This is a genomic window from Pyxidicoccus sp. M15, from assembly GCF_056858435.1.
In genome coordinates, this window is the sequence record NZ_CM166495.1 from 1,970,406 (window position 1) to 1,989,542 (window position 19,137).

Consider the following 19,137-nt stretch of genomic DNA (forward strand, 5'->3'; position numbering starts at 1 on the left):
CCGATGCCCCGCCTCCTCTCGCCCTCCCAGGGCTGGCTGTTCAGTCCGGGAGTGGACCTGACCGTCTTCGCCGGCAGCGCGTTGCTATCCGTGGCCTTCGTGCTCGCCGCGCCGTGGCTGGGCGCGACGGGGGACACGCCGCTGTGGGCCTGGGTCTTCTTCGTCGTCTGCGTGGACGTGGCCCATGTCTGGTCCACCCTGTTCCGCACCTACCTGGACACCGGCGAATTGAGCCGCCGCCCCGGCCTCTACCTGGGCGCGCCGCTCGCCGCGTATGTCGCGGGCGTGACGGCGTACCTCGTGTCCCCCCGGGCCTTCTGGACGCTGTTCGCCTACGTGGCCCTCACGCACTTCGTCCGCCAGCAGTACGGCTGGGTGGCCCTCTACGGCCGCAAGGCCCGCGCCTCCACCGCCGAGCGCCGCCTGGACGCCGCCGCCATCTACGCCGCCACCCTGGGCCCCGTCGTCTGGTGGCATGCCAATCTGCCCCGCGACTTCTGGTGGTTCGTGGAGGGCGACTTCCTCGCCGGCCTTCCCCGCAGGGTGGGGACGGTGGCGCTAGCCATCCATGCCGTCGTCCTCGCGGCCTGGATGGGCTTGCAGGCCCTGCGCGTGGCACGGGGCGAGGGCGTGCAGGCGGGCAAGGTGCTGCTGGTGGTGGCCACGTGGGTGGCGTGGTTCGGCGGCATCGTCCTGGCGAAGGATGACTTCGCCTTCACGGTGATGAACGTCGTGCTCCACGGCGTCCCGTACTTCGCGCTGCTGTTCCGCTACGCGCGCGGACGGCGCGCGGAGGGCGGCTATGGCATGGGCGGAGCCCTGCTGCGCGCGGGGCTGCCGGGCTTCGTCCTGTTCCTCGTGGCACTGGCCCTGCTGGAGGAGGGGCTCTGGGATTGGCTCATCTGGCACGAGCGGGCCCCCCTCTTCGGGGTGGGCACCGTGGACCTGCCGGAGGACCTGCTGGCCCTGGTGGTGCCGCTGCTGGCGCTGCCGCAGGCCACGCACTACGTACTGGATGCCTTCATCTGGAAGCCGGGCCGCGAGCCCGCGCTGCTGACTCGCCTGGGCTGGGCCCCGCCGGGCGGGCCCGAGGGTCCACCATCCAGCACGCTGCCCCTTTCAACGATGGCCATTCCCGGAAGGAGTGAATAAGCGTCAGGGGCCTATGTCCCGACTCCTGCTCGTCTCCAATCGCCTCCCCGTCACCGTCAAGACGGAGAAGGACAACGTCTCCGTGGTGCGCAGCGCGGGCGGCCTGGCCACCGGCCTGAGCCGCCCCCATGAGCGCTCCGGCGGCGTGTGGCTGGGCTGGCCCGGAGATGTCTCCCGCCTGACGGACGCCCAGCGTGCCAAGGTGGAAGCCCAGCTCGAAGGGCTGCGCTGCGTGCCGCTGTACCTCAGCGCCAGCGAGGTGAGCCGCTACTACGAGGGCTACGCCAACCGCGTCCTCTGGCCGCTGTGCCACTACATGGTGGACCGCATCCCCCGGCAGGACCGGGACTGGGAAATCTATCGCAAGGTCAACGAGCGCTTCGCCGACCTCGTCGTGCGCCACTACCAGCCGGGCGACACCATCTGGGTGCACGACTACCAGCTCATGCTGGTGCCCGGCATGCTGCGCCAGCGGCTGCCGGACGCGCGCATCGGCTACTTCCACCACATTCCCTTCCCGTCCTCGGAAATCTTCAGCACCCTTCCCCGGCGCCAGGCGCTGCTCAAGGGGCTGCTCGGCGCGGACCTCATCGGCTTCCACACGGTGAGCTACGTGCGGCACTTCTCCGGGGCGCTGATGCGGCAGCTCGGGCTGGACACGGACATCGACCGCGTCATCTGGGACGGCCGCGAGGTGCGGGTGGGCGCCTTTCCCATGGGCATCGACGCCGCGGCCTTCGAGTCGCTCGCCAACGACGCGGGCGTGCTGGAGGAGGTGGCCACCCTGCGCCGGAAGGCGGAAGGGCAGCGCATCCTCCTGGGCATCGACCGGCTGGACTACACCAAGGGCATTCCCCGCCGGCTGCTCGCCGTGCAGCGGGTGCTGGAGCGCGAGCCCGCCTGGCGCGGGCGCCTGCGCTTCATCCAGGTGGCCGTCCCCAGCCGCACCCAGGTGGAGGCCTACGCCACCTACCGCGAGCAGGTGGACGAGCTGGTGGGCCGCATCAACGGCCTGTACGGCGGCGTCCACAACGTGCCGGTGCACTACCTCTACCGCTCCTTCAACGAGAAGCAGCTGGTGAGCCTGTACCGCGCGGCGGACGTCATGCTCGTCACCCCGGTGCGCGACGGCATGAACCTGGTGGCCAAGGAGTTCTGCGCGGCCCGCCCGGACGAGGACGGCGTGCTGGTGCTCAGCGAGTTCGCCGGCGCCGCCGCGGAGATGGACAGCGCCCTCATGGTCAACGCGTTCGACGTGGAGGCCATGGCGGATGCGATTGAAGAGGCACTGGAGCTGGGGGAGGACGAGCGCCGCAAGCGGATGCGCGCCCTGCGGGAGGGCGTGAAGGCCCACGACGTGCACTGGTGGACGGGCAGCTTCCTCAGCCGGCTCCAGTCCCTGCCCTCCATGGCGGAGCGGAAGACGGGCAGCGCCGCCGAGGCGCTGGAGTTGATGAAGGCGGCACCCCGGCTGCACCTGTTGCTGGATTACGACGGGACGCTGGTGGGCTTCGCGTCCCGGCCGGAGCTGGCCGCGCCGGACGACGCCCTGCGGGCGCTGCTGGCGAAGCTGCTGGCGCGGCCGGCCACCTCGCTGAGCATCGTCAGCGGCCGGCCCAGGGAGACGCTGGAGGCGTGGTTCGGCGAGCTGCCCATCAGCCTGCACGCGGAGCACGGCCTCTGGTCCCGCACGCGGCCGGGCCAGCCATGGCGCATGCTGGAGGGCGTGTCCTTCGAGTGGAAGGCCAGCGCGCGGCCGGTGCTGGGCGCCTTCTGCGAGCGGGTGCCGGGCTCCTTCCTGGAGGAGAAGACGGCGTCGCTGGCGTGGCACTACCGGATGGTGGACCCGGAGTTCGGCGCCATCCAGGCCCGCGAGCTGCGCCTGCTGTTGATGGAGACCTTCGCCGGGCAGCACATGGACGTGCTGCCCGGAGACCGGGTGGTGGAGGTGCGGCCGCACGGCGTGCACAAGGGCCGCGTGGTGGGCGAGGCCACGCAGGGGCTCGCGCCGGGCACGCTGGTGGTGGCCATTGGCGATGACCGCACGGACGAGGACCTCTTCGCGGCCATCCCCCCGGGCGGGCTCACCATCAACGCGGGCCACAAGCCCACGCGCGCCGCCTTCCGCGTCAACGGGCCCGGTGAGGTCCGCAAGCTGCTGGGCGCACTGCTCTCCTGACGCCCTGGTGACAGCGCCGCGAGGCGCTGGTGTTCCATCCTCCAGCCGGCCGCCGCCGGCCTTCCCCCAACAGGAGATGGAACATGGCTGTCCTTCACCGCGGACTGCGGGTTGGCATGGCGTTGCTCGCGAGCTTCATGGCCCCCGCCTGCGGACCCGAGGCACCGTCTGGAAGCGAGCCGGAAGTGGGCGAGCTGGAGTCGGGCGGGCTGGCGCTGGAGACAGGCCAGTCACCCCTGCCGCCGTTGAATCGCGAGGCCCTGCGCCAGGCCATCGGCCACCTGCCGAATGAGGAGGTGACGGGCGCGCTGGTCCGCGTGAGTGGCGCGGACGGGCACTGGCTCGGGAGCTCGGGCGTGGCGGACATCCGCACCGGGGCTCCGATTCCCGCGGACGCGCGCTTCCGCATCGGCAGCGTGACGAAGGTATTCACCGCCACCGTGGTGCTCCAGCTCGTCGCCGAGGGCCGGGTGGACCTGGACCGGCCCGTCCAGCACTACCTGCCGCGCCTGCTGCCCGACGGCGTCTATGCCCCCATCACCGTGAGGCAGTTGCTCAACCACACCCACGGCCTGCCCGGCGTGCCGGTGCCGCAGAAGGACCCCGAGTGGTTCTTCGAGAACCGCTACCGCCGCTTCAGCCCCCGCGAGCTCGTCGCGCTGTCGCTGCCGGCGGGGCCCCGCTTCGCGCCGGGCACGCGGCAGGAGTACGGCAACATCGGCTACATCGTCGCGGGGCTGCTCATCGAGAAGGTGACGGGCCGTCCCTACGGCGAGGAGGTGCACTCGCGCATCCTCCGCCCGCTGCACCTGCGGGACACCTCCGTGCCCGGGAGCAGCGTGACGATTCCGGGGCCGCATGCCCATGGCTATGAAGTCGTCGCACCGGAGGAGGACGGCTGCCCGGACGGGGCCACCGCGTACCGGGGCATGTGCCTGGTGGACGTCACCGTGGCCAGCCAGTCCGTGCCCTGGGCGGCGGGGGAGATGCTCTCCACCACCGCCGACCTGGACCGCTTCCTCGTCGCGCTCTTCAAGGGGCGGCTGCTGCCTCGCGCCCAGCTGGAGGAGATGTTCACCGTGCCGGACGTGCCGGACATGAAGGGAGGCCGCGCCAGCTTCGCCGCGGGGCTGGGCCGCTTCGTCGTCAACGGCTTCACCCTGTGGGGGAAGAGCGGAGACCGGCACGGCTACAACAACGGCATGGGCGCCACGCGGGACTTGCGGCGGCGCCTCGTCTTCTCCGTCAACACGCTCCGCATGGGACAGGACCAGCCCCGCATCGCGGCGGGCATCATCTCCGCCGCCCTGAGCGCGCCCTCGCAGCCGTAGCCGGCGGCTCCGGACAGACGACGGCCCGCGGGGGGAAGAGGCCTTCCACCGGCGGGCCGTGTCACTGCCTGAAATGGCGCTACTGCGCCGAGGCCGCGGTGCGGTTGCCGGGGCCCTGGATGAGCACCCGGCGCCCGAAGGCGCGGTCCACGCGGCCGAGGAACGCGCGGAACTCGTCGTAGTCCTCCGCCTTCACGCGCGCGGCGGTGAGGGCCATCTGCCCGTCCGCCACCAGCTTGCCGCCGTCCACGCGGTAGCTCAGCTTCACGTAGCCGAACTTCGTGTTCTCCTCCACCGCCTGCGGCAGCTCCGCCACCGTCCAGCCGGCGGGCAGCGCGTAGCGCAGCGTGAAGCTGTTGAGCCACGGCCCCGGCATCACCAGGTCGAAGCGGCGCTCGGCGAGCGACGCATACGCCTGCTGGTACGTGCGGCCCGTGCCGAAGGGCAGGAAGCGCATGCCGTTGGGCAGCACCTCCGCGTAGCGCGGAATGTTCATCTTGAAGTCCAGCGCCACGTCCTCGTCCAGCCGCGTGGTGTCGTTGAGCTTCACCTCCTGCACCGTCAGGCCCGGGAAGCTCTGCGCCCAGGCGCGCTCGAAGGTGGACTTGCGCGTGGCCTCCGGCCGGTACGCCCGGCGGTAGTCCGGCGCGCTCTCCCCGGCCACCGTGCTCGCGCCCGTCACCTGCGCGGCGCCATTGGCGCTCAGCGCCACGTCCAGCGTCAGCCGCGTGGCGTTGTCCTCGGCCTTCGCCTCGGGCGTGGTGAGGAACGTGCTCTTGCCGTCCGGCTCCACCACCAGCACGTTGGCCACGCGGTCCGCGCTGGGCAATTCCTTCGCGCCGTGGAACTCCGCCGTGCCGTCCAGGTACAGGTCGAACTTGGGCACGTAGGCGATGGCGTGGTTGAAGGCCGCGAGGCTCGCCGGCTCCTCGCCAATGGCGCCCAGGTTGCGCATGCGCAGGAGCACCAGCCGGCTGTCCACGCCCGCCACGCGCAGCATGGAGTGGATGAGGCTCGCCTTGTCCTTGCAGTCACCGAAGCGGCGCGCCAGCACGCGGTCCACGCGGTACGGCTTGTAGCCGTGGATGCCGAACTCCAGCGCCACGTAGCGCGTGTTCGTCACCACGAAGCTGTAGATGGCGCGCACCACCGCCAGCTCGTCCTTGCGGTCCACGCCCTGGAGCACCTGGTCCACCGTCTGCCGCAGCTCGGCGTTGGGCTGGAGCTGGTCTCTCACGAGGCCCCACCAGTAGCGGCCCACCTGGTCCCACGTCTGGTACGTGGAGACGTGGAGGTTCTGCGCGACTTCCGCCCAGCCCGGCATGCCCGGCTCCGGCACCACCTTGGAGACGTGCTTCGCGTTCCACCGGTAGAGCACGCGAGCGCCGTCCACCGGCTCCTGCGCGGCCTGCACGCCGGTGAGCTTGCTCTTGTTCCAGTAGAGGGGGCGCTCCTTGGGCATGTCCACGAGGAACTGGAAGCGCACCTTCGGGTAGACGCCCTGCACGCTCTCCACTTCCCCCCAGTAGTCGGAGAGGAGGTTGTCCTGCGCGGTGTCGTCCAGCCGGTACGTCAGCTCCAGCAGGTCGCCGACGGCCAGCGAGGGGAAGGACAGCACCTTGGCGCGGGCGTCGTAGTACATGCCCGTCCACGGCTCGTTGATGTTGCGGTCATTCTCGCCGTAGCTCTCCACCACGGAGCCGTCCGCCTTCACCACGCGGGCCTTGAGGATGCGCACCTCCTGGCGGTCCGGCGAGTAGGTGATGGGCATCATGCGGAAGGCGTCCACGCCGCGCGCGTTGAGCACCTTCACCACCATCTGCGACAGGCGGCTGGACAGGCCGCTCTTCTGGACGCGCACGTAGGTGCTGTCCACCAGGTACACGGCGTCCTCGTGGACGTAGGCCTCGGCTTCCTTCTCCAGGCCCTTCGCGTCCACCAGGTACTGCATGCCCGTGCCGGACGTCTCGCCCTTGAGGGTGCGCAGCGTCTCCTTCAGGCCCGGGTTCTGCGGGCGCAGCGCCAGGGACTTCTCGAAGGCGGCCAGCGCCGGCTCACGGCGGCCGGCGGCCAGCAGGGCGCGGCCCTCGCGCTCGTACACCTCGGGCTCGTCGGGGGAGAGGGCGCGGGCCTCGGCGAAGAGGGCCACCGCCTCCTCCACCGCGCCGTTGTTGGCCTTCAGCTCCGCCAGCCGCACGCGCGCGCCATTGTCGAAGGGGTTGAGGGTGACCAGCTGCGCGTACTCGCGCTGGGCGGCCTCCACCTGGCCGGCGTCGGCCAGCAGCGAGGCGAGCCCGCGGCGCGTATTCACGTCATCGAAGCGCAGCGCCAGCACCACGCGCATCCGGTCCATGGCCTCGCGGTTGCGGCCGAGCTGCCGGGAGGCTTGCGCCGCGGCGCGCACCGCGCGGGGCACGCGGGGCTGACGGCGGAAGGCCTCCTCCACCAGCGCGCTCGCGCGGGGACGCTCGTTCAGCGCCTCCACGGCATTCGCCAGCATCAGCCGGGCGGAGGCGGAGTCCGGGTCCTTCTGGAGCACCGGCGCCACCAGCCCCTCCACGCGCTCCGGGTGGCCGCGGTCCAGCTCGTGGTCGGCCAGCGCGACGCGCGCCGCCACGGAGTCCGGGTCCGCCTTCAGCGCGGCCTCGAGGAAGCGGCGGCGCTCGTTCAAGTCGTCCCGCTGCAGGCTCGCGGCCAGCAGCTGCAGGCCCGCGTTGCCGGGAGCGGCCTCGGCGGCGCGCGTGGCCTCCACGGTGGCGGTGTGCTCGCGCTCGTCATAGGCGCGGAAGAAGCCCAGCACGCGGGCGTAGTCGCCGCGCAACTCGGCGTCGTTGGGGTTCTTCTCGACGAGGGTGCGCAGCGCGGAGGTGAGGGTGGGCAGCGACTGGGGCGCGGGGGCGGCGCCGCGCTCCAGCGCGGGGGCCTTCGCCGGCAGCGACGCGCGCACGGAGGGCGTCTCCTGACGCAGGTAGAAGCCCAGCGGGCCGGACTCCTGGCACACCTTCACGAGGACGCGGTTGAGGCCCTTGCGCAGCTTCACGGACACGCGGGACTGGTCCGGCCGGGGCAGGTTGTAGCGGTCCTCCTTCGCAGCGAGCTGGCCATTCACCCACAAGCGGAACGCGCCGGAGGTGCCCACGCCCATGGCCACGCGCGTCTCCTGCGACGCCTCCAGCCAGGTGACGGCGTAGGCCACCGTCTCGCGGTTGGGGCGCACCGCGGTGGCCAGGTCCACGTAGCCGTCCGTGGTGTTCGCGGTGAGCTTGCGCCACGTGGCCTCGCGGCCCTTGGCGCCCGGGTACGTGGCGGCCAGGTCCAGGTTGGCGGCCTCGGGGCCGAAGTCGGTGTCGCAGCCGGCCTTGCCCTCGTTCTCGAAGCCGCCGACGACGTAGTAGTCGCCGACGAAGCCGAGCCACTGCTTCACCTCGTTGGCGCGCACCAGCCGGCCGCGAGCGCGCTCAGTCTCGAGCAGCAGCATCTGCGCGGTGGCGCGGGTGTTCGGGTCCGACGTGCGCCGCGAGGCGATGAGGGAGTAGGTGCTGATGAGCGGCGTCAGGTCCTCCACGTCATCCACCAGGGCGTGCATCCGCAGCAGGGCGGCGGCGCCGCGGGGGGAGGAGGCCTGCTTCAGCGCCTCGGCCGCGTACCCGCGCGCAGTCTCGTCCGCTGCCGGCCTCGCCTGCGCCCAGAGCGGGCAGGTGAGCACGAAAACCGCGGCCAGCCATGTGAAGCGGGACATCCGTTCTCCTCGTTGACGTCTACGGTAGGGGCGCCCGCGAGCGAAACAGGGGGCGCCGACGGCGATGAACAGGTGGCCCTCTTCGGGCCTTCCCCTGCATGCGGCCCCGGGCGGCGGGCAGGCAACCGAAAACGTCGCGGAGGGTACTGCAGGGGACGAGGTAGGTGTGGGTGCGTCAGTTGCCGTGGCCCCGGGGCCCGACGGGCGACGCCAGCTGGATGGCGGAGTGGAGCTGGCTCTCGGTGAGGACGCGCTCCACGTCCATCAGCAGCACCAGCCCCTCGCCGTGCCGGCCCATGCCCACCAGGAAGTCCACCGGCATGGCGGCGCCGAAGGAGGGCGCCGGCACCACGTCCCGCGAGGACAGCACCAGCGGCGCGCCCACGCCGTCCACCGCGAGGCCCAGCCGCAGGGGCTCGCCGCAGCAGCGCACCTGGGCCAGCACCACGGTGGGCCGCGCGCGCACGGTGCGCAGCGCCTGGCCCAGCAGGTGGGAGAGGTCCACCACCGGCACCGTCTCACCCTCCTGGACGAGCACCCCGCGCACGTGGGGCGGCGCACCCTTCACCGGCTCCAGGCGGGCCTCGGACACCACGCCCGCCACGCAGGCGCTGGGCGCGGCGTAGTGCTCACCGCCCACGACGAAGTGGAGGTACGGCTCGGCTCTGCCCTCTGTGCCGGCGTTCATCATGGTGTCGCTTCTGGAGTGCGTTCCGTGACTTCCGGAGCAGGCAGGCGCAGGCGTATCGCTTTGACGGGTAGCTGACAAGTGGGCGCCGGTGTCGTGGCGACCCGGGACGCAGGTAGGTGTGCCTACGCCATGCGCTCAGCGGAGGGCGATGCCGAAGTGCCGCGCGAGCGCGTCCCGCCAGGCGTCCTCGTCCGCGAGCGGCTGCTCCTGGCGCCCGTCCCCGGTGGTGACGACGAGCGCGCCCTCCTTCAGCGTGATGCGGCCCTCGGGCGTGGCCCGGGTGCACAGGCGCCGCTGCGTGAAGGGGGACTGTGGCGACGACTGGTGGTGAAGGCACATACCGGCGAAGTCCGCGAGCGCGTGCGGGGCGAGGGTGAAGGTGTACTGCGCCTCCCAACCCGACGGGGTCTCGCTCCAGTAGACGAGCCGTCCTGCGTCCTCGACGAGCCGGTAGCCACGCCCGGCCCGCGTCTGGACACCGCGCTCGTCGAGCCGCAGCGGCTCCACGAAGCATTCCCCGAAGCCGACGTCGGCCAGCCAGCGGCCGGCGGCGTCCTCCACCATGAGCGCCAGGTGGTCGTGCTCCGGGCCGTACTCGCCGCCGTCGGGCCGCGTGGCCACGCGCGCTGACAGCAGCGTCACGCCGTACCCGAGCGTCCGCAGCAGGCGCGCGAAGAGCCCGTTGAGCTCGTAGCAGAAGCCGCCGCGCCGCTGGAGGACGACCTTCTCGAAGAAGGCCTCCTCGTCGAGCCGGATGGGCCGCTTCAGGTGGATGTCGAGGTTCTCGAAGGGGACGGCCTGGAGGTGGGCCCGGTGCAGCTGCGCGAGCGGTGTGCTCGCGTCTGCTCCGAAGCGCTCCAGGTAGCGTGCGGCGTCGAACATGCGTGCTGTGTAACGCGGCCCGTCCCCCGGGGCGATTCATTCCCGGAGGATGGACTGGCCACCGGCCCTCACCGCGTTCGGGTGGGTGCGGGCACCGTGGGGGGCGCGCGCAGGAAGGACTGCACACCCTCGCGATGGAGGCGGTCGGACTCGGCGCACAGGCGGATGGACTCCTCGGCCCGGGCCAGCGCGCGGGGCGCGTTCTCCAGGCGGGGGACGCGGGGCGCGAGGAACGCCTGCACCTCCGCGTGGCGCTCGGTGCCGCAGAGGTTGCCCACGAGGCTGACGAGCCAGCCCAGCTCGTCCGAGCGCAGCCGGTCCGCGAGCGCGTCGAAGTTCTCCCGGTAGAAGGCCCAGGCCAGCTCGCGCGTGTCGGCCGTCATGAAGGCGCCGGTGAGGATGACCTTCGTATCCCGCAGGTCCATCTCGGTGCTCGTCACGAGGGGCAAGGCCTGCTTCACGAGCGCCGGGTCGCGGAAGGTGGCAATCGTGGTGAGAAACTGGCTGCGCTCGTTGCGGTCCTCCGTCTTGCGGGCCTGGGCGAGGAGGGTGTCGAACAGGGCCTTGTCTCCATGTTGTGCGGCCACCGCCAGCACCAGGGGCACCGCCTCCGGGTCCAGGGACTTGCGGTCCGCCAGCCATCCCCTGGCGAGCTGGCCTGCCTCCTTGCTCAGCACGGGGTCCTCTCCCCGCAGCGCCGCCAGCTCCAGCAGCCGTGCGCGCTCCTGCTTCACGTCGTCGCTGTCGCCCGGCTTCGGCTCCCAGCCCAGCTTGCGGGCGCGGGGGCCATAGACTCCGCCCACCCAGGCGCGGAAGCGGGTGCGGTCCGCCGCGGACAGCCCGTTCTCGTTGACGAGCTGGAGGAGCCGGGCGCCGCGCTGGACGATGAGGCGGTCCTCGTCGCGCGCGGTGGCGGGGACGAGCCGCAGCGCCTCTCCGAGCGGCAAGTCTCCCCGGCGCACCGAGCCCTCCACGTCCGCCAGCAGGGCCAGCCGCTCCTCCACGGTAAGGCTCTTCGGCGGCGCGGCCAGCACCTGCGCGAGCTGCTCGCGCGTGTAGCTGGCGCGGTAGTAGCCCATGCCGCCCGCGTTGAGCAGCACCCACTTCGGGCAGTCGCGCATGGGCAGCGACAGCTCGCCGGTGGCCTCGCTGAGCATGGTGCAGACGCGGTGCGAGCCGCCGCCCGTGCCGGTGCGCACGCACACGGGCACGGACCACGTCTGCTTCGTGCTGCCGGTGGAGCCGGCCGGCAGGAAGCGCTCCTGCGACAGCTTCAGTCGCGTGGGCGTGCCCGGCTTGCACTGCAGCTCGGCGGAGATGCGCGGGGCGCCGGGCTGGTCGATGAAGCTCCGGAACGAGCGGGCGAGGTCGGGGCTCGCGGCCTCGGAGAGGGTGGTGGCGAAGTCCTCGGACGTGGCCACGCCCCAGGCGTGCTTGCGGATGTGGACGCGCAGCAAGTCCCGCATCTTCTCCGGGCCGAGCCACGCCTCGAACATGGCGATGATGGCCGAGCCCTTGGCGTAGGTGGTGCCGTTGTCGAACGAGCCGAGCACGTCGTCATGCGTCTGCGCCGGCTTGCGCACAGGGAGCGCGGCCGAGAGCGCGTCCGCGTCGAGCGCGGAGGACAGCGAGTGCATGCTGGCCTCGCGCGAGAAACCCCAGCCCGGGTCGAACCCGTCCATCTGCTTCCTGTCCAGCCACGAGGTGAGGGACTCGTTGAGCCAGATGTCGTCCCACCACTTGCAGGTGACGATGTTGCCGAACCAGTAGTGGCCGAGCTCGTGTCCCGCGATGTTGACGTACCACTTGCGGCGCGCGAGCGTTTCCTCGCCGGGGCGGATGAGCGTGAGGGGCTGGCCGAGCGCGACGATGCCCGGGTGCTCCATGGTGCCCCAGTAGCGGGGCACCACCGCCACGTCGAGCTTCTCGTACGGGTACGCCTGGTCGAAGAAGTCCTCCAGTTGTTGGACGATGCGCGGGGTGGCGCTGGCCGCGTACGCCGTCTCGGGGCCGCGGCCCTTCGGGACGATGAAGCGCAGTGGCGCGGCGTTGCGGCCCACGGTGCCCGCGTCCACCACGTCGAAGGGGCCCACCACGAAGGCCACGAGGTAGCTGGGCATGGGGCGGCTCTCCGCGAAGGTGACGCGCTCGAGGCCCTCCGGCAGCGGCTCGCGGGAGACGACGGGGTGGTTGGCGAGCGCCACGTGCCCGGCCTTCACGGTGAAGCGCAGGCGCCAGGGCACCTTGAAGCCCGGCTCGTCGAAGCAGGGGAAGGCGCGGCGCGCGTCCACGGGCTCGAAGAAGGTGTAGAGGTAGGGCTCGCCGCGCTCCTCCACGCCGTAGATGCCGCGGCTGCGCTCGCGGTCGATGTGGCCGGTGAAGGACAGGTGGATGACGGCCTTGCCCGCCGGGAGGGGCTCGGGGAGCAGCAGCCCGAGGCGGCCATCGCTGGCGGTGACGGCGCGGGCCTCCAGGGTGCGTGTGCCCGTCTCCACGCGGGCCTGCGTTATCTCCAGGTCCTGGCCGTGCAGCCACACCTGGCGCACGTGCTCGCGGACCTCCACGTCGATGGCGACGGCGCCGGAGAACGTGGGCTCGGCGGGGAGGAGCTTCAGGTCCAGCGCGTAGTGGACGGGGCGGACGGTGTCGGGCAGCCGCAGCGTGGGCGGCTGCGGCTCGGGATACGTGGGCGCCGCCGCCACGGGGGCAGGGGCGGAAGCAGGAGTCGCCGGCTCGGGCGCGTGGGCGCAGCGGAGGGCGACGAATGCGAGGAGGACGGGAAGGGGCCAGCGCATGCCGCGAGGCTACTCCTCCTCGTCACCTGGTGGGGACCGGCGTCGCGAAGCCGCGTTCAGGAGGGCTTCAGGCAGCGAGTCGAGCGACGGCGACTGCTCGGCTGCTCTGTGCAGCACCGCGGAGCGAGAGATGCCGTAAATCCTTCCGAGAGCGGTATTCGGGGCGAACGTGGCGCCCCCAGCCTGGGGGCTACCCCTCACTTCTGCACGTGCAGAAGCAGGGTATCCAGCGCAGGCGCCACCCCTCACTTCTGCACGTGCAGAAGCAGGGTATCCAGCGCAGGCGCCACCCCTCACTTCTGCACGTGCGGAAGTGAGGGCCTCCGTCATGGCGGCCAGCCGTCCGGCGTTCGAGATGACAGGCCCGTCTCGGGACCAATCAGAGCCCGAACTTGCACGCAAGCTGGCGTAATCACACGGTGCCAGCATTGGCCCGGTCCCTGCTCTCCCGCGTTGCGCCGCAATCACGCGGCGCGACACAGAAAGCACCATGGAAGAACTCAACGGAAACAACACCATGCCCTCGCCTGACCTGACGCTGGAGCAGGTGCACGAGCGCATCCTGACGCTCGTCGAGCAGGGCCACCGCAATGGCCACCAGATTGGCCGGCTCTACAACTACGTCGTGGACAGCGGGCTGGCCCAGAAGAGCGGCTTCAAGGACGCCCAGGACTTCTTCAAGAAGCGTGTCAGGGTGGTCAGCCAGGCCAGCCTGTCGCTGAACGGCGTGGTGGCGCGCTCCTTCTCGGAAGACGTGGCGGTGAAGTACGGCATGCGCAACCTCTCTACGCTCTTGTCGTATGCGAGGCTGGAAGGCATCACCGTGGCGCAGAGCGACCCGGGCGCCCTGCCCATCGCGGTGCCCCAGGAAGACGGGACGGTGTTGCCCATGCCCTTCGCGGACTGCTCCGTGGAGGACTTGCAGAATGCGGTGAAGCACAAGCGCTCGCCAGTCCAGCCGCTGCCGGAGGCCGCCGTCGCCCGCGTGCAGCACTACCGTGACAACCTCCAGCGGCACTTCACCGACCGCCTCAGCATCCGAGTGGATGCGCGCAACCACCTGGGCGAGCTGTTCATCACCCTGCGGGATATCCCGGAGAAGGAGATGAAGCGACTGGCGGCGGCGCTGGTGGACGAGCCCACCTCGCAAGACGTCTCAGCGGTGGTGCACGCCCCTGCGTCCAGCGGCACTCCCGACGCCGCGGCGCCCGCCGTGTCACCGGCCCAGGTCATGGCCCACAATGACGACACCGCCGTCCCGGTCAGCCCGGCGGCGAGCGTGCAGAGCACTGCCAGCAAGGACACCCCCGTTTTGAGCATTCTCCCGCCGCAGACCCATCCGGCAGTCATCGCCCCCACCGAGAAGGCCCCGGGCGCCCAGCAGCACACGCCCACTCAGCCCACCAGCCCGGTCCAGGGTGTGCCGCGCAACACGTCGCAGGGGCTGGGCGGCTTCTTTCGACGCATGGCGGGCGGGTAATCCTCGCGACGCCTGACGCCGGAAGGTTCCTGCGTTGAGACGTGCCCCTGCCGCCCACCGCGTGTCAGGGGCGCGTCCGTTCTACCGGGGCATCAGGGAAACGGATGTTGCCCAGGATGAGAGGCCGCTTGCCGCCCGTGGCCCAGACGGTCAGCGTGTACGGCCCCGGGCTCGTGGTGTCCGAGGAGCGCTCTGTTCGGCCAGAGCCCGCAGGCATGGAAGCGGACCACGTTGGGGTGGCCCAGCCGCTTGAGGATGGCCACCTCGCGTTGCGCCCACCCACCTGGCGCGGAGAGCGACTGCAACTTGAATGCGAAGGCGTGGCCCCCGCGGCGCGCGCGGAAGACGGCGCCGCAGTCGCCCCGGCCCATCAGCCCCGCCACCGAGAAGCCACCCACATCCGTGCCGGGCTCCACGTCCGCGAAGAGGGGGCTCTCATGTGCCCGCCTCCCGGCGGCCGGCGACGCCCTTGCCTTCTTCATGAATACCGGCGCCGCCCAGGCGCATCAGGACTTCCTCCAGAAGTAGAGGGGCGGTAGCTGGCCCAGGAACGCGGCCGTGCACGGCCCCAGGTGGCCGCACCGCGGGCGGCAGCGGGCGGCGCTCCCAGGCTTCAAGTCTATCACGGGATATACCTCGGGGATACATATCACCATCCATCAAAAGAATGCCCGGTGGATGAAGCCGCGCAGGTCGAGGTGCGCTACCTTCACCCGCACGCATGGACGAACAACTGGGAATGATGGTGGGCAAGGCGATGCGCGAAGCTCGGGCGCGCCTGGGGCTGACACAGGTGGAGGTGGCCGCCATGGTGGACATGAATCCCATGGTCTACAGCCGGGTGGAGCGCGGGAAGATGGTGCCCAGCACGGGCATGATGCGCCGTCTGAGCATGGCCCTGCGCACCCCCACGGACGAGCTGCTGGGAATGGCCCGGCCCGACAAGGAGGCCCGGCGCGGCGCGCAGAAGGAACCGCCGCTGCTGCGCCGGCTGGTGACACTGGCGCGCGAACTGGACGAGGAGAAGCTGGAGGCGCTCGTCGTCATGGCCCGCGCGCTGTCACGCTAGCCGTCGCCCCCATCGCCTCCCAAGGGCCGCTGGAGCGCCGCGAGCGTGGCGGCTCGCTACGTCCGGCGCTTCCGGCCTCCCGCCAGGACGTCCAGTTCATGTGACTCCGGCCCCGCGGGAACAGGCGCTCATCCCCCACGTCCACCGCGTCCCGCGCGGCGCTGGCCTTGCTGATGAGCTGCGCGAGTTCCGCCGCCGCTTCCTGGCGCCCGTAGGGGCCGGCCTGCCATTCGCGTGCGAGACATGCGCGCAACGCGTCCCGCATCTGCCCGGCCGTGGCGTAGCGGCCGGCTGGCTTGCGTCGCAGGACACGTTGGAGAATGGCTTGGAAGTCCTGGGGCAGACCGGCCACTGCCTGGTCGACCGCGTCTGGCATGCAGGCCGCCAGGAGCGCGAGAAGCTGGGTCAGTGGCAGCGAGGGTTGCTGATGACGTACCGCTTGCGCCCCTGGACCTTGGGGGCGTCATGGAGACACCGGAAAGCAGGGGGAGGTATACTTCCGGAGTCCAGACGCGGCTGCCCTTCCGGGGCATGCAATGGCGGCCTCGTGACAGCGGAGGCCAGGCGGTTTCCAAGTCCCCAGGAGGGATTCGGCCGCACCCGGGCAATGCGCGGAGGAGGGCGAAGAGGACGGGCCGGCACCTGGAGGCTCGGCCACTCCGCCTGCCTCGGGCGGCTCAGGCGAGGCTGAAGGCCCGCGCCACAGTCAGCACCTCGACTCGGACCGCGCCAGCCTCCCGCAGCGCCGTGGCGGCGGCACGCGCGGTGGCGCCGGTGGTGAAGACGTCATCCACCAGCAGCACCTCAAGGCCCTTCGCGGCGGCGGAAGCGGTGAAGGCGTCGGCCACGTTGTGCGCGCGCTCCGCTTCACTCAGCCCCACCTGCCGCTGTGTCTCGCGGGTGCGTGTGAGCCAGCCCATGGGCGCCTCGCGGCCCGTGGCCTTCGCCAGCGTCCCCGCGAGCAGCTGCGCCTGGTCGTACTTGCGCGAGTGATAGCGGCGCGTGTGCAGCGGCAGCGCCACCACGTGCTTCGGTGCCTGTCGCAGGAACGCCCGGGCCTCACCGGCCAGCAGCTCCCCCAGCGGCGCGGCCAGCTCCGGATGGTCCTCGTACTTGAACCGGTGGATGGCGCGCGCCACCGGCCCCTCGTGCGCGAACGGTGCCCAGGCCCGGGAGAACGGAGGCGGCGCCGCGCGGCAGCGGGGGCAGGCGCCACCCGGGAAGGCCCCGGGCTCCGCGCAGGTGCGGCAGCACGCGGGCGGCAGCCGCTCCAGCGCGGTGTCACACGGCTCGCAGAAGAAGGCCCCCGGGCCCGGCAGCACCTTCGCGCAGGCAATGCACGAAGGTGGGTAGAGCAAATCCAGCAGCGCCTTCAGCACCGGCACGGCCCCGCGGTGCTCAAGGGAACAGCCCCATCCGGTTCATCTCCTTCGACTGCGGCAGCCCCATCACCTTGCACAGCGTGGGCGCGATGTCCGCGAGGATGCCGGGGCGCAGCTTCTGCCCGCGGAAGTCCGGATGGATGAGGTGGAAGGGCACCGGGTTGAGGGTGTGCGCGGTGTGCGGCTCGCCCGTCACCGGGTCCACCATCTGCTCGCAGTTGCCGTGGTCGGCGGAGATGGCCATCACCCAGCCGTTGCGCTCGCACGCCTTGCCCAGCACGCCCAGGCACTCGTCCACCACGCGCACCGCCTTCATGGTCGCTTCCAGCTGGCCGCTGTGCCCCACCATGTCCGGGTTGGCGAAATTCACCAGCGCGAAGTCGTACGTCCCCGAGTCGAGCCGCCGCACCAGCTCCGCCGTCACCTCGCGCGCGGCCATCTCCGGCTTCAAGTCATACGTCTTCACGTCGCGCGGGCTGGGCACCATGTGCCGGTCCTCGCCCGGGTACACCACCTCGCGGCCGCCGTTGAAGAAGAACGTCACGTGCGCGTACTTCTCCGTCTCCGCCGTGCGCAATTGGCGCAGGCCCCTCTGCGACAGCAGCTCCGGGAAGATGTCCTGCGGCTGGTCCGGCGCGAAGGCCACGGGCAAATCGAACGTCTCATCGTACTGGGTCATGCACACGTAGCGGCCCAGCCGCAGCCCGCCCCGGTCGAACTCCTTGAAGTCCGGGTACGCGAGCGCCCGGGTCAGCTCCCGCGCCCGGTCCGCGCGGAAGTTGAAGAAGACCACCGTGTCGCCGTCCTGGATGCGGCCCACCGGCGTGCCGTCACCGCTGGCCAGCACCGTGGGCTTCACGAACTCGTCTGTCACCTTCTCCGCGTAGGACGCGCGGATGGCGCTCAGCGCGTCTGGCGCCTTGGGGCCGCGGCCATACACCAGTGCTTCGTAGGCGAGCTGCACCCGGTCCCACCGCTTGTCGCGGTCCATGGCGTAGTAGCGCCCGCTCACCGTGGCGATGCGGCCCGTGTGCGTCTCATGGAGGAAGCGCTCCAGTTCCTCCACGTAGCCCAGCGCGCTCTGCGGCGGCGTGTCGCGCCCGTCCAGGAAGGCGTGCACGTAGACATGGGGGACGCCCCGCTCGCGCGCGGCGCGCAAGAGCGCGTACAGGTGCTCCATGGACGAGTGCACTCCGCCGGGGGACACCAGCCCGAGCAGGTGCAGCGCCTTGCCGTCCGCCTTCACGCCGTCCATGGCCGCGCGCAGCACGGGGTTCTGCCCCAGCTCACCGGACTCGGCCGCGCGGTTGATGCGCACCAGGTCCTGGTAGACGATGCGGCCGGCGCCGATGTTGGTGTGGCCCACCTCCGAGTTGCCCATCTGCCCCTCGGGCAGGCCTACGGCCAGGCCGGCCGTCTGCAGCTCGGTGAAGGGGTAGGGGCTCGCCAGCTTGTCGAGGTGGGGCGTGCCGGCGAGGAGGATGGCGTTCGCATCACGCTCCTGGCGGATGCCCCAGCCGTCCAGGATGCAGAGCAGGACCTTGTGCGCGGGAGTCATGGCCGAACCCTAACCATGGGGGCGGCGGGCGGAGGGGACAAAAATGCGCCGCGCCGGGCGCCGTGTCCGGCCCCCTACTGGTACTCCCGGAAGGTGCCGCGGGGTTCGAAGCCCAGCCGGGCGTAGACGCCCTGGCCCTCCGCGGATGCCTGGAGGGTGGCCGTCCGGTAGCCCTCCTCCCGGGCATCCAGCAGCGGTGCCAGCGTGAGCGCGGTGCCAAGGCCCCGCCTCCGGGCGGCCTTCACGGTGGCCACCGAGTAGAGCCCGGCCACCCCGTGCGCCCGGAAGCACTCGCTGGCGGCGACCGGCTCGCCCTCCAGGTAGCCCACGTAGAAGCGGACGGGGCTGTCGGGCGCGAGCGCGGCGTGCGCCGTCCGGGCGTAGAAGTCCAGCACGCTCGGGTCCATCGGCTCCCAGTTGCGGGCGACGACCCGGGCGAAGTCCGCCAGCTCGCGCTCCGTGGAGACGCGGCGGAGGGTGAGCCCCGCGGGGAGCGTGAGTGCCGGCAGTCGAGACAGGTCCGCGGCCATGCCCGTCTCCGCCTCCGCGCACGTCAGCCCATGGGCCGTCAGGCGCGCCTCCAGGTCCTCCGGCAGGGCGCCCGGGCCCACCCACCACGAGAAGGGAAGGGACTTCGCGCGGAAGTGCGCCACGGCGGCGGCGATGCTCGCGTCCGCGTCCCGTGGCCCCAGCCGCGTTCGGCACACCACGTTGAATGTGTTGGTGGGAAGGCTGGAGTCGACGAGCAGCAGCCCGGGCTCGTCCCGCACCGTGGCTTCGGGGAGCCGGCGCGCGAGGTACGTCATGTGGTCCGCCAGGTTCTCCTCCATGGCGGAGGGCACCCGCGGGGAGTCCGGTGCGACGAAGGGCTTCATCGGG

At 71.5% G+C, this 19,137-nt stretch carries 12 protein-coding genes; 5 read left to right on the forward strand and 7 right to left on the reverse strand.

Annotation, left to right across the window (positions count from 1 at the left end):
* Positions 1-3 precede the first annotated feature (3 nt).
* The 3 genes from ACX9TP_RS07860 to ACX9TP_RS07870 all read left to right on the forward strand — a co-directional run bounded on the left by ACX9TP_RS07860 (position 4) and on the right by ACX9TP_RS07870 (position 4,662).
* Positions 4-1,152, forward strand: a complete 1,149-nt coding sequence (locus ACX9TP_RS07860) for a hypothetical protein (protein WP_482979108.1) — start codon at positions 4-6, stop codon at positions 1,150-1,152.
* 13 nt (positions 1,153-1,165) lie between these two features.
* On the forward strand, positions 1,166-3,331 hold the full coding sequence (locus ACX9TP_RS07865; RefSeq protein ID WP_482979109.1) for a bifunctional alpha,alpha-trehalose-phosphate synthase (UDP-forming)/trehalose-phosphatase: 2,166 nt from the start codon (positions 1,166-1,168) through the stop codon (positions 3,329-3,331).
* An 83-nt stretch (positions 3,332-3,414) separates the two neighbouring features.
* Entirely contained in the window at positions 3,415-4,662 is a 1,248-nt protein-coding gene (locus ACX9TP_RS07870; RefSeq protein WP_482979110.1) for a serine hydrolase domain-containing protein, read from the forward strand.
* A gap of 79 nt (positions 4,663-4,741) precedes the next feature.
* Here the strand turns inward: ACX9TP_RS07870 and ACX9TP_RS07875 are convergent, their stop codons facing one another.
* From ACX9TP_RS07875 to ACX9TP_RS07890, 4 genes are all read right to left on the reverse strand, one after another.
* On the reverse strand, positions 4,742-8,401 hold the full coding sequence (locus ACX9TP_RS07875) for a DUF3857 domain-containing protein (RefSeq protein WP_482979111.1): 3,660 nt from the start codon (positions 8,399-8,401) through the stop codon (positions 4,742-4,744).
* Between the two features lie 175 nt (positions 8,402-8,576).
* Entirely contained in the window at positions 8,577-9,092 is a 516-nt protein-coding gene (locus tag ACX9TP_RS07880; RefSeq protein ID WP_482979112.1) for a chemotaxis protein CheW, read from the reverse strand.
* Between the two features lie 135 nt (positions 9,093-9,227).
* Complete coding sequence (locus ACX9TP_RS07885; protein ID WP_482979113.1) at positions 9,228-9,974, reverse strand: arylamine N-acetyltransferase family protein; 747 nt, start codon at positions 9,972-9,974, stop codon at positions 9,228-9,230.
* Between the two features lie 68 nt (positions 9,975-10,042).
* Positions 10,043-12,769, reverse strand: a complete 2,727-nt coding sequence (locus tag ACX9TP_RS07890; RefSeq protein ID WP_482979114.1) for an ERAP1-like C-terminal domain-containing protein — start codon at positions 12,767-12,769, stop codon at positions 10,043-10,045.
* Between the two features lie 490 nt (positions 12,770-13,259).
* On the opposite strand from ACX9TP_RS07890, the gene ACX9TP_RS07895 reads away from it, so the two are divergent.
* Positions 13,260-14,249, forward strand: coding sequence for a hypothetical protein (locus ACX9TP_RS07895; RefSeq protein WP_482979115.1), 990 nt, complete (start codon positions 13,260-13,262; stop codon positions 14,247-14,249).
* 721 nt (positions 14,250-14,970) lie between these two features.
* Positions 14,971-15,318, forward strand: a complete 348-nt coding sequence (locus tag ACX9TP_RS07900; RefSeq protein ID WP_482979116.1) for a helix-turn-helix domain-containing protein — start codon at positions 14,971-14,973, stop codon at positions 15,316-15,318.
* A gap of 677 nt (positions 15,319-15,995) precedes the next feature.
* Here ACX9TP_RS07900 and ACX9TP_RS07905 read toward each other — a convergent pair.
* The 3 genes from ACX9TP_RS07905 to ACX9TP_RS07915 all read right to left on the reverse strand — a co-directional run bounded on the left by ACX9TP_RS07905 (position 15,996) and on the right by ACX9TP_RS07915 (position 19,133).
* Entirely contained in the window at positions 15,996-16,697 is a 702-nt protein-coding gene (locus ACX9TP_RS07905) for a ComF family protein (RefSeq protein ID WP_482982130.1), read from the reverse strand.
* 19 nt (positions 16,698-16,716) lie between these two features.
* Entirely contained in the window at positions 16,717-18,258 is a 1,542-nt protein-coding gene (gpmI, locus tag ACX9TP_RS07910; RefSeq protein WP_482979117.1) for a 2,3-bisphosphoglycerate-independent phosphoglycerate mutase, read from the reverse strand.
* 74 nt (positions 18,259-18,332) lie between these two features.
* Positions 18,333-19,133, reverse strand: a complete 801-nt coding sequence (locus ACX9TP_RS07915) for a GNAT family N-acetyltransferase (RefSeq protein WP_482979118.1) — start codon at positions 19,131-19,133, stop codon at positions 18,333-18,335.
* Positions 19,134-19,137 lie beyond the last annotated feature (4 nt).

Bases quoted from the DNA above. Each gene is read 5' to 3' on its own strand.
- ACX9TP_RS07860 (WP_482979108.1), top strand. From the start codon at position 4: ATGCCCCGCCTCCTCTCGCCCTCCCAGGGCTGGCTGTTCAGTCCGGGA.
- ACX9TP_RS07865 (WP_482979109.1), top strand. From the start codon at position 1,166: ATGTCCCGACTCCTGCTCGTCTCCAATCGCCTCCCCGTCACCGTCAAG.
- ACX9TP_RS07870 (WP_482979110.1), top strand. From the start codon at position 3,415: ATGGCTGTCCTTCACCGCGGACTGCGGGTTGGCATGGCGTTGCTCGCG.
- ACX9TP_RS07875 (WP_482979111.1), bottom strand. From the start codon at position 8,401: ATGTCCCGCTTCACATGGCTGGCCGCGGTTTTCGTGCTCACCTGCCCG.
- ACX9TP_RS07880 (WP_482979112.1), bottom strand. From the start codon at position 9,092: ATGATGAACGCCGGCACAGAGGGCAGAGCCGAGCCGTACCTCCACTTC.
- ACX9TP_RS07885 (WP_482979113.1), bottom strand. From the start codon at position 9,974: ATGTTCGACGCCGCACGCTACCTGGAGCGCTTCGGAGCAGACGCGAGC.
- ACX9TP_RS07890 (WP_482979114.1), bottom strand. From the start codon at position 12,769: ATGCGCTGGCCCCTTCCCGTCCTCCTCGCATTCGTCGCCCTCCGCTGC.
- ACX9TP_RS07895 (WP_482979115.1), top strand. From the start codon at position 13,260: ATGGAAGAACTCAACGGAAACAACACCATGCCCTCGCCTGACCTGACG.
- ACX9TP_RS07900 (WP_482979116.1), top strand. From the start codon at position 14,971: ATGGACGAACAACTGGGAATGATGGTGGGCAAGGCGATGCGCGAAGCT.
- gpmI (WP_482979117.1), bottom strand. From the start codon at position 18,258: ATGACTCCCGCGCACAAGGTCCTGCTCTGCATCCTGGACGGCTGGGGC.
- ACX9TP_RS07915 (WP_482979118.1), bottom strand. From the start codon at position 19,133: ATGAAGCCCTTCGTCGCACCGGACTCCCCGCGGGTGCCCTCCGCCATG.